This is a genomic window from Rhodococcus erythropolis R138, assembly GCF_000696675.2.
Taxonomy (GTDB): Bacteria; Actinomycetota; Actinomycetes; order Mycobacteriales; family Mycobacteriaceae; genus Rhodococcus_F; species Rhodococcus_F erythropolis.
The window spans coordinates 4,947,430-4,963,061 of record NZ_CP007255.1 but is presented as its reverse complement, the minus strand read 5'-3'; the positions used below and the strand labels follow the sequence as shown (position 1 = coordinate 4,963,061).

Annotated in this window: 1 pseudogene; it reads left to right on the top strand. The window is 59.8% G+C overall.

What is annotated here, in order from left to right:
• Positions 1-94 precede the first annotated feature (94 nt).
• Positions 95-15,499, top strand: a pseudogene (locus H351_RS22810) (non-ribosomal peptide synthetase); the annotation flags it as partial.
• Between the last annotated feature and the right edge of the window lie 133 nt (positions 15,500-15,632).

Genomic DNA, 15,632 nt, shown 5'->3' with positions numbered 1-15,632 from the left:
TACTGATCGAACTGCAGTACCAAAGCGAAGGTGAAATTGTCTTGACGCAGCACGTGTTCCTCCAGCATGCCGTTCGAGTGCAGGTCGTGACCGCATGAGCTCCGATGGTGTGACGCCAGGGACGTCGGTAGCTCGCAAGGCACGTCGAGAGCGTCCGGCACGCGGCCGTCGTGCCAGCACATCGTTGCTTCCGCAACTGCTGGCGGCGGCCGTCGAGCTGGGGCCCGAGCGGGAGGCGTTGCGGTTCGAAGGACGTTCGCTGTCATACGCAGAGTTGGACGAGCAATCGTCTCGTTTGGCGAGATTGTTGATTGCCGGCGGCATGGGGCCAGAGGATCGGGTTGCAATTTCGATACCGCGGTCCATCGAGTCCGTTCTGGCACTGTGGGCAGTCGCCAAGTCCGGCGCCGCCTTCGTCCCGGTTGATCCGAACTATCCAGCCGATCGCGTGGCCTACATGATCAGCGATTCTGGAGTTTCGGTCGGGTTGACCACTGAGGGTGCACGCGCCGGGTTAACTGACTCGGTCGGGTGGATCTCGATCGATGCTTCGGACACTGTCGAGTCGTTGGCCGCTGTCTCCGGCGCGCCAGTGACGTATGACGAGCGGGTAAGAACACTGCGTGAGCAGCACGCCGCGTACGTCATCTACACATCCGGCTCCACAGGGCGACCCAAGGGTGTTGTTGTTTCGCATTCGGGGCTAGCCGTCCTGCAGCGAGAGCAAATTCGCATGCTGTCGCTCGACGGCAATTCACGGGTTTTGCACTTCACGACTCCAAGCTTCGACGTATCGATCTTCGAACTACTCGAGACGATCGGAGCAGGCGCCGTCATGGTGATTGCCCCATCGAGCATCTACGGTGGGCCCGAGCTAGCCGAGCTGATCAAGACAGAGCGAGTGACGCATGTCGGCGCTACTCCTTCGGTGCTCGCATCGGTGGATCCATCTGGACTCGACGATGTTGCTGTCGTCGTGGTCGCGGGTGAGGCGTGTCCGCCAGAGTTGGTCGCGAAGTGGGCGCCCGGACGCCACTTTTTCAACGCGTACGGCCCGACCGAGATGACGATCGTCACGAACATGACGGAACTCGGCGCGGGTGATCCCGTCACGATCGGTGGTCCGATTCGTGGTGCAGCGTCTTTGGTATTGGATGCTCGCTTGCAGCCTGTACCGACGGGGACTACGGGTGAGCTCTATCTTGCAGGGCCGCAGGTTGCGCGCGGATACCACAATTTGGCAGGAATGACGGCCGATCGATTCATCGCGAATCCCTTTGGGGCCCAGGGTGAACGAATGTACCGCACGGGGGACGTGGTGCGGTGGACGGAAAGTGCTGCCGGCGATCGTAGCGTCGAATACGTCGGACGGTCCGATTCCCAGGTCAAGATCCGTGGCTTCCGCATCGAGTTGACTGAAATTGACGCGGTCATCGCACTCGACGAACGGGTCGAGTTTGTGACAACTCTCGGGCGAGTGTTGCCCAGCGGTGAAACGGCTCTAATCTCTTATGTGCTTCCTGCAGTTGGAGCCGTGTTGTCCGGGGATGACGTCCTGGCAGTGGTCAAGACGGATCTTCCCCGTCACATGATTCCGGCGGCTGTCGTTGTCATCGACGAGATCCCCTTGACGCCGGTAGGAAAGCTGGATTCGGCAGCACTTCCTGATCCCGTATTCGAGGCCCGAGAGTTTGTAGCGCCATCCTCCGCTGGTGAGGTCCTGGTCGCGCGCGTATTCGAAGAACTCTTGGGGGTGGACCGAGTCGGCGCTGACGACGACTTCTTCGAACTCGGCGGCAACTCGTTGATTGCTGCGAAATTGGCCGGGCGTCTCAGTGCGGCTTTCGATGTGCGGGTTCAGGTCAAAACGCTGTTCGAGTACTCGACAGTCTCCGGACTTGCATCTGTTCTGTCAGATTCAGCGGGGCATGTGCGAATTGCCTTGGCCCCTCGCTCTCGTCCGGAGCGGATACCTCTTTCCCTTGCACAGTCGCGGATGTGGTTCTTGTCGAGATTCGACTCTGTGTCTGGTGTGAACAACATTCCGATCGTGTTGCGGTTGTCCGGTGCCGTCGATGTTTCGGCACTGTCCGCAGCGCTGTCGGATGTTGTTGCGCGGCACGAGGTGTTGCGGACCGTCTACCCGGAATTCGAGGGCATCGGGTTCCAACAAGTACTTCCGGTGGACGAATTCGTGGGAACTGTATTGCCCGAAACTGTCGACGCGGCCGACTTGCTCGGTGTGCTGACGCCAGTGGTGGCAGAGGGGTTCGATGTCACGGTCGAGGTGCCATTGCGGGTTCGTTTGTTCCAGACGGGCTCGTCGGAGTTTGTATTGGCGTTGGTGATTCACCATATTGCTGCTGATGGCGTGTCGTTGGGGCCATTGGTGCGTGATGTGTCGGTGGCGTACGTGGCGCGTGCGGGTGGTCAGGTTCCGCAGTGGGCGCCGCTGGCGGTGCAGTACGCGGACTTCGCGTTGTGGCAGCGTGAGGTGTTGGGGTCCGAGGGCGATCCGTCGTCGTTGATGTCCGAGCAGTTGGGGTATTGGACGTCGGTGTTGGCGGGGTTGCCGGAGCGGATCGAGCTGCCGGCGGATCGCCCGCGGCCGTTGGTGGCATCCAATCAGGGGGCGAGTTACCAGTTTTCGATAGACGCGCGGTTACATCGAGCGCTCGAGCAGTTGGCGCTTGATCGTAATGTGTCGTTGTTCATGGTGGTGCATGCGGCGTTGGCGGTGTTGTTGGCGCGGCTGAGCGGTAGTGACGACGTTGTGGTGGGCTCTCCGATCGCAGGGCGGGGTGAGCCGGAGCTGGACGATCTGATCGGTATGTTCGTCAATACGTTGGTGTTGCGGACCGAGGTGGATTCTTCGGAGTCTTTCTCGGCGTTGTTGGGTCGGGTTCGTGAGGTCGATCTCGGGGCGTTCGGCAACGAGGACGTGCCGTTCGAGCGTTTGGTGGAAGTGCTTGATCCGGCGCGGTCGCAGGCCCATCATCCGTTGTTCCAGGTTGCGTTGTTCTTTCAGAACATGGCGCAGGATGTCGTGGAGTTGCCGGGACTGTCGATTGCCGGTTTCGACGCCGGTGTCGAGATCGCGAAGTTTGATCTGCAGTTGACGGTGACGCCGTTGGAGGAGGACGGCGTCGGTGTGGGGATGCCGATGTCGTTGACGTATGCGACGGATCTGTTCGACGCGTCGACAGTTGTTTCGTTTGCGGAGCGGTTGGTGCGTGTTCTGGAAGCGATGGTGGCGGAGCCTGATTCGGTTGTCGGGGATGTGGAGTTGCTCGGTGAGGACGAGCGTTCGCAGGTGTTGGTGACGGTCAATGACACTGTTCACGAGTTGACTGACGACGCTTTGTTGCTCGACGGGTTTGTTGCGCAGGTGGCGGCGACGCCGGGTGCGGTGGCGGTGATGTTCCAGGGACAGTCTCTGTCGTATGCGGAGTTCGGGTCTCGGGTGAACCGTCTTGCACGGTATCTGATTTCGGTGGGTGTGGGGCCGGAGTCGTTGGTGGCGTTGGCGATGCGCCGGTCGGTTGACCTTGTGGTTGGTATGTATGCAGTGGTTGCTGCGGGTGGGGCGTATGTGCCGTTGGATCCGGATCATCCGGTCGAGCGCAATGGTCATATTCTCGAGACCGCGGCACCGGTCTGTGTGTTGTCCACTGCTGGTGATGGTGTGGTGTTGCCGGGTGAATTCGATGTGGTCTTGATCGACGAGCTGGATGTGTCCGGATTCTCGGATGCGCCTGTTTCTGATGTGGATCGTGTTGCGCCGTTGCGTGTTTCGAATGCTGCGTATGTGATTTTCACGTCGGGGTCGACGGGGAAGCCGAAGGGTGTGGCGGTTTCGCATGCGGCGATCGTCAATCAGATGGCGTGGATGCAGGGGCAGTATGTTCTGACCGGGTCGGATGTGTATCTGCAGAAGACTGCGACGACGTTCGATGTGTCCTTGTGGGGGTTCTTCCTGCCGTTGGCGGTGGGTGCTCGGTTGGTGGTGGCCACTCATGACGGTCATCGGGATCCGGGGTATTTGGCGTCGGTGATCGCTGATCAGCGTGTGACGGTGACGGACTTCGTGCCGACGATGCTGTCGGTGTTCGCGGGGGAAGTCTCTGCCAGCCAGTTGGATTCGCTGCGTGATGTGTTCGTCATCGGCGAGGCGTTGCCGGCGCAGACGGTGCGCGATTTCGGTGTTGTTTCAAGCGCGCGGGTTCACAACTTGTATGGTCCGACCGAGGCCGCGGTGTCGATCACGTTCGCGGATGTGACGGATGCTGTCCACGGTGGTGTGGCTTCTATTGGTGTGCCGCAGTGGAATTCGCAGGTTTTCGTCTTGGATTCGCGATTGCGTCCGGTGCCGGCGGGTGTTGCGGGTGAGTTGTATCTTGCGGGTGATCAGTTGGCTCGTGGGTATGTTTCTCGTCCGGATTTGTCGGCGGATCGCTTCGTGGCGAACCCGTTCACTCATGGCAGTGTCGGCGATCGGATGTACCGCACGGGGGACTTGGTGCGGTGGGGCTGGTCGGGGGAGCTCGAGTACATCGGGCGCACCGATTTCCAGGTGAAGTTCCGGGGTCAGCGGATCGAGTTGGGGGAGATCGAGTCGGCCCTGGTGGCCGATGTGTCGGTGTCGGTGTCGTCGGTGGCGGTGGTGTCGACCAAGACCGGTGATCAGTTGGTGGGGTATGTGGTGCCGACGTCGGGAGCGGTGGTTGATGTTGCGGCGCTTGTGGATTCGTTGGGGTCGGTGTTGCCGTCGTATATGGTGCCGTCGCAGATCATGGTGTTGGATGCGTTCCCGCTGAATGCTTCGGGGAAGTTGGATCGGAAGCTGTTGCCGAAGCCGGTGTTCGAGGCTGCGGCGTTCCGGGCTCCGGTGACTCCGGTGGAGGAGTCGGTTGCCTCGGTTTTCGCCGAGGTGTTGGGTGTGGATCGGGTCGGGCTTGATGATGATTTCTTTGCTTTGGGTGGCAATTCGCTGATTGCGACTCGGATGGTTGCCCGCCTTGGGCAGGCGCTCGATACGCAGGTTCCGGTACGGGTGCTGTTCGAGGTGTCCTCGGTCGAGGGCGTGGCTGCCCGGGTTCAGACCAAGATCGGTTCGGGTGCTCGGGCGGCGTTGACTGCTCGGGTGCGCCCGGAGCGGGTGCCGTTGTCCCTTGCACAGCAACGGATGTGGTTTCTGAACCAACTCGACCCAGAGTCGCCGGTCTACAATGTTCCTCTCGCGATCCGGCTTTCAGGGAAGCTGGACGTGGCGGGGCTGAAAGCTGCTGTTTCCGATGTCCTGGCACGGCACGAGTCGCTCAGAACGTTGTACCCAAGCGATACAGATGGACCAATGCAGGTAATTGTTCCACCCGAAGATGTCGTGCTGGACTTGAGTCCAGTCGAGGTCGACGCCGAGTCTGTAATGCTGCGCGTAGCAGAGGTTGTCGGACAGGGATTCGACGTCGGTGCTGAGGTCCCCGTTCGAGCGAAACTGTTCAGCCTTGGCTCTGACAACTACGTGTTGGTTGTCGTGATCCACCACGTTGCCGGAGACGGTTCCTCGGTCGGTCCACTCGGGCGCGATGTCATGGTCGCGTATGAGGCCCGATCTCGGGGCGTAGTTCCGGGGTGGGCGCCTCTCGGAGTGCAGTATGCGGACTATGCGTTGTGGCAACGCGAGATGTTGGGCTCGGACGGCGACCCGGATTCGATCGCGTCGAAGCAGATTGCATACTGGCACGCGCAGTTGGCTGACGTTCCGCCGGTCCTGAATCTCCCCTTGGATCGTGCCAGGCCGGCGATTCAGTCATTGCGCGGAGCGACAGTCGATTTCACGGTCGATGCACGCCTTCATTCAGGCTTGTCGAGGCTCGCAGAGGGCCACAACGTGACTGTCTTCATGGTCATTCACGCGGCGGTGGCTGTTTTGATGTCCAGACTGAGCAGTTCTCCGGACGTGGTCCTTGGTACTCCTGTCGCAGGACGCGGCGAGGCCGAACTCGACGATCTGATTGGTATGTTCGTCAACACGCTGGTCTTACGCACGAACGTCGAAGCGTCGGAAGGATTCGGTTCGTTCCTGGAGCAGGTGCGTGAAATCGATCTATCGGCGTTTGCCAATGCGGATGTGCCGTTCGAGTGGTTGGTGGATGAGATCGACCCCGTGCGTTCTACTGCGCATTCACCGCTGTTCCAGGTTTTGTTGGTGTTCCAGAACTTTGCGCAAACGCAGTTCGTGTTGCCAGAACTCACGATTTCCGGGATCGAAGCGGACTCGGGAACGGCGAAATACGACCTTCAGATCACTCTGTCCGAGGTCATCAGCGAGTCGGGAGAACCCTCGGGGATGCACGGGTCGTTCAACTACGCAACCGACCTGTTCGACGAATCAACGGTGTTGGAATTCGTCGATCGTCTGTTGCGAATTCTGAACACAGTGTCCGCAACTCCGGACGTACTGGTGGGTGATATTCCCGTACTCTCACAGAGCGAGAGTGAACAGCTACTGGCGCAAGCTGTTTCGGCCGGTTCTTTGTGCTCGGACAATGCGACGCTGGTCTCGTTGTTCGACGAGCAGGTTGCGCGGACGCCTAACTCTGTCGCGTTGGCCATGGACGGAATTGAACTTACGTATGCGGAGTTCGATGCCAAGGTCAATCAACTCGCGCGTCACCTCATTTCCGAAGGAGTCGGACCTGAGCAGTTGGTCGGTGTGGCGATGCGTCGGAGCATTGACCTCGTGGTTGCGATCTACGCCGTTCTGAAGGCTGGGGGCGCCTACGTTCCTATCGATCCAGATCATCCAGCAGAACGCACCGAGTACGTCGTAGAGGCGGCGGATCCGGTACTGATTCTGACTACCGCTCGCGATCAGTTCGCGTCGACGGGTCGACGGATGGTGACTGTCGAGGCTCTGAACTTGGACGGGTTCCCATCTCGCCGGATAGCCGACTCTGAACGCAATTCGCCTTTGCGATCGGAAAACACGGCGTATCTGATCTTCACTTCAGGTTCGACAGGTCGCCCCAAGGGCGTTGCGATTACACACAGCGCAACGGTGAACCAGTTGGTGTGGGCTCAGGCGACCTACAGGCTTGATCGCTCGGATGTGGTACTGCACAAAACGCCGATCACCTTCGACATTTCGGTCTGGGAATTGTTCTGGACTCTCCAAACTGGAGCGAAACTGGTCATCGCGGTTCCCGACGGACACCGGGACGCAGATTATCTTGCGAAAACCATTGCGCAAGAGCGGGTCACGACTGTGCATTTCGTTCCGTCGATGTTGAACGCATTCATGTCCGCGGTGCCCGCGCCGCTGCCGGAGTCGGTGCGTCGCGTCTTTGTCGCAGGAGAGGCGTTGAGCGCCGACACCGTACGCCGATTCAGCGGGTACGCGTCGGCGAGCCTGCACAACTGGTACGGGCCTGCCGAGGTCGAGGTGGTAACAGCTTGGGAGGCGACTTCTGAGGCGATGGTCGTCCCGATCGGTTCGCCCGTCGCTAACACGTCCACTGTTGTGCTTGACGGCCGGTTGGCGCCAGTGCCGGTGGGTGTGGCCGGTGAACTGTATTTGGGTGGACCGCAGGTGGCTCGTGCATATCACGGTGAGCCTGCTATGACGGCGCTGCGATTTGTCGCCGATCCGTTCGGATCAGCCGGCGCCAGGTTGTACCGCACCGGAGATTTGGTTCGATGGACCAAATCGGGGGAGCTGGAGTACATCGGCCGTAGCGATTTTCAGGTGAAGTTGCGTGGTCAGCGGATCGAACTGGGTGAGATCGAATCAGCCCTGCTCACACATGAGAACGTCAACGACGCCGTCGTCGTGATGCACTCTGACTCCAAGTCGGGTGACAGCTTGGTTGGGTATGTGGTGCCGGCGTCGGGTGCGGTGGTTGATGTTGTGGCGCTTACGGATTCGCTGCGTGCGGTGTTGCCGTCGTACATGGTTCCGTCGTTGATCATGGTGTTGGATGCGTTGCCGCTGAATGCGTCGGGGAAGTTGGATCGGAAGTTGTTGCCGGAGCCGGTGTTCGAGGTTGCGGTGTTCCGGGCTCCGGTGACGGCGGTGGAGGAGATCGTCGCGTCGGTGTTCGGGGATGTTCTCGGGGTCGAGCGTGTCGGGTTGGATGACGATTTCTTTGCTTTGGGTGGTAATTCTTTGATTGCTACTCGGGTGGCGGCGCGGTTGGGGCAGGCGTTGGATGCGCAGGTTCCGGTGCGGGTGTTGTTCGAGGCGTCGTCGGTGGAGTTGTTGGCTGCTCGGGTGGAGTCGGAGGTTGGTTCGGGTGCGCGGGCGGCGTTGACTGCTCGGGTGCGTCCGGAGCGGGTGCCGTTGTCGTTGGCGCAGCAGCGGATGTGGTTCTTGAACCGTTTCGATACGTTGTCGTCGGCGAACAATATTCCGGTGGCGATTCGGTTGTCGGGGTTGTTGGATGTGGCGGCGTTGGATGCTGCTGTGTCGGATGTTGTTGCGCGGCATGAGATTTTGCGGACGGTGTATCCGGAGGTCGACGGTGTCGGCTTCCAGGAGGTGTTGTCTGCGGATCGGGTGCGGTTGGATTTGTCGCCGGTGGCGGTGTCGGAGTCCGATGTCGTTGGTGCGGTGACGGAGTTCTTGTCGACCGGTTTCGATGTGGCGGTGGAGGTTCCGGTTCGGGCGCGGTTGTTCGCGGTGTCGGAGTCGGAGTTCGTGTTGGCGATGGTGGTTCATCACATCAGTGGTGATGGTGTGTCGATGGGGCCGTTGACGCGTGATGTGATGGTGGCGTACGAGGCTCGTTCTCGGGGTGAGGTTCCGGGGTGGGCGCCGCTCGAGGTGCAGTATGCGGATTATGCGTTGTGGCAGCGGGAGACTTTGGGTTCGGAAGATGATCCGTCGTCGTTGATTTCGCGTCAGATCGGGTTCTGGGAGTCGGCGTTGGCGGGGTTGCCGGATCAGTTGGATTTGCCGGCGGATCGTCCGCGGCCTGCGGTGGCGTCCAATCGTGGTGCTGCGTATTCGTTCGTGATTGATCGTGATGTGCATGTGTCGTTGAGTGACGCTGCGCGTGAGTCGAATTCGTCGTTGTTCATGGTGGTGCATGCGGCGTTGGCGGTGTTGTTGGCGCGGTTGTCTGGGACGTCCGATATTGCGATCGGTACTCCGGTGGCGGGTCGTGGTGAGCAGGTTCTCGATGATTTGATCGGGATGTTCGTCAATACGTTGGTGTTGCGGACGGAGGTGGATTCTTCGGAGTCGTTCTCGGGGTTGTTGGGTCGGGTTCGTGAGGGTGATCTGGGTGCGTTTGCGCATGCGGATGTGCCGTTCGAGCGGTTGGTGGAGGTGCTCAATCCGGCGCGGTCGCAGGCTCGTAATCCGTTGTTCCAGGTGATGCTGTCGTTCCAGAACATGGAGCAGTCGGTGCTTCGACTTGGCGATCTGACGGTTGCGGGAATCGATACCGGCGCGGTGGCGGCGAAGTTCGATCTGCAGTTGACCATGGTCGAGCAGTTCGACGACTCCGGTGCCCCGGCCGGGATGGCGGCGACGTTCACGTACGCGACGGATCTGTTCGACGAGTCGACGGTGGCCTCGATGGCAACCCGATTCGAACGCATCCTGCGCACAGTTCTCGACGATTCATCGGCGCTGGTGGGAGAAGTCGATCTTCTTGATGGTGTTGAACGAATTGAGATCTACAACAGATCGCGCGCCAATCGTCGGGAACTGCCCGCGACGCGATTGGTGGATGTCGTCGGTACGGCTCAGCGCGCGATGGATGTTGCGCTGATTTACGGTGACGAAAGCTTGACCTATGGCGAATTCGATTCGCGCGTCAATCGATTGGCCCGACATCTGATTTCGCAAGGTGTTGGACCTGAGGTTCTGGTCGGCGTGCTCATGGAGCGGTCTATATCTTGGGTGATCGCAGCCCATGCGGTGATTCGTGCAGGTGGCGGATATGTACCCCTGGACCCATCGCATCCGACTGAACGCGTCTCTTATGTTTTGCGAACGGCGGCGCCGGCCGTTGTCTTGTACTCGCGTGACTTTACGGTTGATGGTCGACTCGACGCGAAGTTGCCGACTTCCTGGGTTGATGTTGACAGTCTTGACCTGCATACGTATTCGACTGATCCGATCACCGATTCAGAGCGACTGTCTGCTCTTCGGGGAGGTCACCCTGCGTACGTGATTTTCACTTCCGGTTCTACCGGGACGCCGAAAGGCGTCCTGGTATCGCATATCGCCGTAGTAAACCAGATGCTTTGGCGCCAGGATCGATACAATTTGGACCCGTCGGACGTGGTGCTGGTCAAGACTCCGTCCACATTTGACGTTTCACTTTGGGAGTTGTTCTGGCCGTGCCAAGTAGGCGCGCGCATGGTGATCGCCGAACCGGATGGCCATCGTGACCCTCAGTACATAGCGAAGTTGATCCGGGAGCATGCGGTCACGGTCGCGCACTTCGTGCCTGCAATGATGGCCCTATTCATTTCAGCCGAATGTGCCAGCAATATTCCTTCCTTGAGGCTGGTGTTTTCCGGTGGCGAGGCCTTGAAAGTTGGCACTGCCGCGGAAGTTTTCGGAGTGATGCCATCAGCACGCTTGGAGAATTTGTACGGTCCTGCCGAGGCTGCAATTGATGTGACCTTCCATGAAGTCACATCGGACGAGACCGTGTCGATCCCGATTGGTTCTGCTGTGTGGAATACAGGGCTGTTAGTCCTGGATTCCAGGCTGCACCCGGTTTCAAGGGGTGTTGTCGGCGAGCTTTATCTATCGGGCATTCAGTTGGCGCGCGGGTATATCGGGCGGGCCGCAATGTCGTCGGATCGGTTTGTTGCGAACCCGTTTGCCGATGGCAGTGGGGGCGGTCGGATGTATCGCACGGGCGATTTGGTGCGGTGGGATGCGTCGGGGGAGTTGGAGTACATCGGTCGTAGCGATTTCCAGGTGAAGTTGCGTGGTCAGCGGATCGAGTTGGGGGAGATCGAGTCGGCTTTGGTGGCTGATGCATCGGTATCCGCATCTGCAGTGACTGTTGTTTCGGCCAAGTCGGGTGACAGCTTGGTTGGGTATGTGGTGCCGGCGTCGGGTGCGGTGGTTGATGTTGTGGCGCTTACGGATTCGCTGCGTGCGGTGTTGCCGTCGTACATGGTTCCGTCGTTGATCATGGTGTTGGATGCGTTGCCGCTGAATGCGTCGGGGAAGTTGGATCGGAAGTTGTTGCCGGAGCCGGTGTTCGAGGTTGCGGTGTTCCGGGCTCCGGTGACGGCGGTGGAGGAGATCGTCGCGTCGGTGTTCGGGGATGTTCTCGGGGTCGAGCGTGTCGGGTTGGATGACGATTTCTTTGCTTTGGGTGGTAATTCTTTGATTGCTACTCGGGTGGCGGCGCGGTTGGGGCAGGCGTTGGATGCGCAGGTTCCGGTGCGGGTGTTGTTCGAGGCGTCGTCGGTGGAGTTGTTGGCTGCTCGGGTGGAGTCGGAGGTTGGTTCGGGTGCGCGGGCGGCGTTGACTGCTCGGGTGCGTCCGGAGCGGGTGCCGTTGTCGTTGGCGCAGCAGCGGATGTGGTTCTTGAACCGATTCGACCCAGGATCCAATGTTGACAATATTCCGGTGGCGATTCGGTTGTCGGGGTTGTTGGATGTGGCGGCTCTGCAGGCTGCTGTGTCGGATGTTGTTGCGCGGCATGAGATTTTGCGGACGGTGTATCCGGAGGTCGACGGTGTCGGCTTCCAGGAGGTGTTGTCTGCGGATCGGGTGCGGTTGGATTTGTCGCCGGTGGCGGTGTCGGAGTCCGATGTCGTTGGTGCGGTGACGGAGTTCTTGTCGACCGGTTTCGATGTGGCGGTGGAGGTTCCGGTTCGGGCGCGGTTGTTCGCGGTGTCGGAGTCGGAGTTCGTGTTGGCGATGGTGGTTCATCACATCAGTGGTGATGGTGTGTCGATGGGGCCGTTGACGCGTGATGTGATGGTGGCGTACGAGGCTCGTTCTCGGGGTGAGGTTCCGGGGTGGGCGCCGCTCGAGGTGCAGTATGCGGATTACGCGTTGTGGCAGCGGGAGACTTTGGGTTCGGAAGATGATCCGTCGTCGTTGATTTCGCGTCAGATCGGGTTCTGGGAGTCGGCGTTGGCGGGGTTGCCGGATCAGTTGGATTTGCCGGCGGATCGTCCGCGGCCTGCGGTGGCGTCCAATCGTGGTGCTGCGTATTCGTTCGTGATTGATCGTGATGTGCATGTGTCGTTGAGTGACGCTGCGCGTGAGTCGAATTCGTCGTTGTTCATGGTGGTGCATGCGGCGTTGGCGGTGTTGTTGGCGCGGTTGTCTGGGACGTCCGATATTGCGATCGGTACTCCGGTGGCGGGTCGTGGTGAGCAGGTTCTCGATGATTTGATCGGGATGTTCGTCAATACGTTGGTGTTGCGGACGGAGGTGGATTCTTCGGAGTCGTTCTCGGGGTTGTTGGGTCGGGTTCGTGAGGGTGATCTGGGTGCGTTTGCGCATGCGGATGTGCCGTTCGAGCGGTTGGTGGAGGTGCTCAATCCGGCGCGGTCGCAGGCTCGTAATCCGTTGTTCCAGGTGATGCTGTCGTTCCAGAGCGCACGCCAGACCGCGTTGCAGTTGGGCGATCTGACGGTTGCGGGAATCGATACCGGCGCGGTGGCGGCGAAGTTCGATCTGCAGTTGACCATGGTCGAGCAGTTCGACGACTCCGGTGCCCCGGCCGGGATGGCGGCGACGTTCACGTACGCGACGGATCTGTTCGACGAGTCGACGGTGGCCTCGATGGCAACCCGATTCGAACGCATCCTGGCTGCCGTAGTTGCTGATCGGTCAACCATTTTGGGTGACGTTGATATTTTGGATTCTGTTGAGCGTTCGTTGGTGCTCGAGGGGTGGAATGACACGGCTCGTGAGGTTGCGGGCGTGTCGGTGTTGGATGGGTTCGATGCGCAGGTGGCGGCGTCTCCGGGTGCGGTAGCGCTCTCGTTCGAGGGGCAGTCTCTGTCGTATGCGGAGTTCGATGCTCGGGTGAATCGTTTTGCCAGGTATTTGGTTTCGGTGGGTGTGGGGCCGGAGTCGTTGGTGGGTGTTGCGGTTCGTCGGTCGGTTGATTTGTTGGTTGCGGTTTACGGTGTGCTCAGGGCTGGTGGTGGGTATGTTCCGGTGGATCCGGATCAGCCTGCGGAGCGTAATGGGTATGTGTTGGAGTCGGCGTCGCCGGTGTGTGTGGTCAGTACGTCTGATGTTGGTTTCGATGCTGGTGTTGTGCCGGTGGTCGAGGTTGATGTTGTTGATGTGTCTGGTTTTTCGGGTGCGCCTGTCTCTGATGTGGATCGGGTTGCGCCGTTGCGGTCGGGGAATACGGCGTATGTGATTTTCACGTCGGGGTCGACGGGTCGGCCGAAGGGGGTGGCGGTCAGTCATCGCAGTGTGGTCAATCAGGTGTCGTGGTTGGCGGAGCGTTATGCGGTGTCGGGTTCTGATGTGGTGTTGTTCAAGACTCCGGTGACGTTCGATGTGTCGGTGTGGGAGTTGTTTGTTCCGTTGGCGGTGGGTGCTCGGTTGGTGGTGGCTACTCATGACGGTCATCGGGATCCGGGGTATTTGGCGTCGGTGGTGGCGGCGGAGTCGGTGTCGATGGTGTCGTTTGTGCCGTCGATGTTGGAGGTGTTCGTCGATCAGGTTGTCGACACGTCGGAGGCGACGATTTCGCGTCTCGGTGGTGGTGGGTTGGGTTCGTTGCGGGTGATTTTCGCGGCGGGTGAGGCGTTGCCGGCGTCGGTGGTGGGTCGGGTGTTGTCGGTGTTGCCGTCGGTTGAGGTTCATAATTTGTATGGTCCGACGGAGTTCACGGTGCATGCGACGGCGGCGGGTCCGCTCGATGGTGTGGGTGTGGTGGTGCCGATGGGTGCTCCGGTGTGGAATTCGTCGGTGTTGGTGTTGGATTCGCGGTTGCGTCCGGTGCCGGTGGGTGTTGCGGGTGAGTTGTATTTGTCGGGTGTGCAGGTCGCTCGTGGGTATTTCGGGCGGGTGGATTTGTCGGCGGAGCGGTTTGTGGCGAATCCGTTCGGTGGGGTGGGTTCGCGGATGTATCGCACGGGGGATGTGGTGCGGTGGATCGGTGTGTCGGGTGAGCTCGAGTATGTCGGTCGTAGTGATTTTCAGGTGAAGTTGCGTGGTCAGCGGATCGAGTTGGGGGAGATCGAGTCTGCGGTTCGGGATCAGGTGGGTGTGGGTTCTGTTGTGGTGGTGGTGTGGCGTGATCAGTTGGTTGCGTATGTCACTGCTGCGGTGGGGTCTTCGGTTGATGTTGATGTGGTGAAGGTGGGTGTGGGGGAGCGGTTGGCGTCGTATATGGTGCCGTCGCAGTTTGTGGTGTTGGATGCGTTGCCGTTGAATGCTTCGGGGAAGTTGGATCGGAAGTTGTTGCCGGAGCCGGTGTTCGAGGCCGCGGTGTTCAGGGCTCCCTCTACCGAAGCTGAACTACTTGTCGCAAGCGTCTTTTCGGAGATTCTCGGTGTCGAGGAAATCGGGGCGGACGATAGCTTCTTCGAGTTGGGTGGCAACTCATTGGTCGCAGCGAGGGTTGCAGCTCGGCTGAGCGCAGCAGTTTCCGTGGAGGTCCCACTGCGACTCATCTTCGCGACTTCGACGGTCAGCGAACTTGCAGAACGGATTGCGCTCGGAATTCGGGTGGGCTTCGATGCGAAAACCGATGATGCACTACGAACGCTTCTGCCGCTGAGAACGACAGGGAGCGATGTGCCGTTGTTCTGTGTTCATCCACTCGTTGGACTGGCGTGGCCTTTTGCACCGTTGGCGGCAGTTGTGGACCGTTCGATTCCGCTCTATGGGTTGCAGAGCCCAGTTCTGACTGATGAGGCATTCCAGGGACGATCCCTTGACGATTACGCAGATCGCTACGTGGACGAGATCACCCGGGTTCAGCAGTCAGGCCCGTACCGAATTCTCGGTTGGTCGCTCGGCGCGATCATCGCTCAAGCGGTTGCGGCGAAGATGGAGGAGCGAGGCGAGATCGTTGAGGCGTTGATCTTGCTGGACGGTTCGCCGGAGACACGCGACGAATCAGAGCATGCTGTCCAGGTGCGCGCTGAGTTGGCTGCAATAGGGATTGTCTTCGGCGAGAACGAAAGTCTCGATGAATTGTCGGTCGAGAGGTCAGCAGAGATCTTGGCGGCTGTCGACGGAGAGAGAATCGGACTCGATGCGTCTGCGATCAAACGGTTGCTCACAAGCATTGCAATTTCGGCGAAGCTGATCAACGCCCATCGGCCGCAGTCGTTCGGGGGGCCGATCACTTTCGTGAGTTCGTTGGATCGTTCGGGCGCAAAGCAAGCCGACAAGGTTTGGGGTCCGTACGCGCACGGAGGACTGACGGATGAATTGGTCGACGTTCACCACCTGGAAATGATGTCTCCTGAAGGCGTTCGCGCTATCGGGCTGATTATTGAGCGTGTGTTGCGCGGTGGCGCCGCTGATTGATCAGTCGGCGCATACGAGCCTGGTCGGGCGATGGCCAGGCTCGTATGTTTCGCTCTTCCCGACTGGCCGTGTAGGAGGTCATGTTCGCCCGTGACAGCACACGCTTGTCGATCGGAGGTTGTCGAGTGTGCGA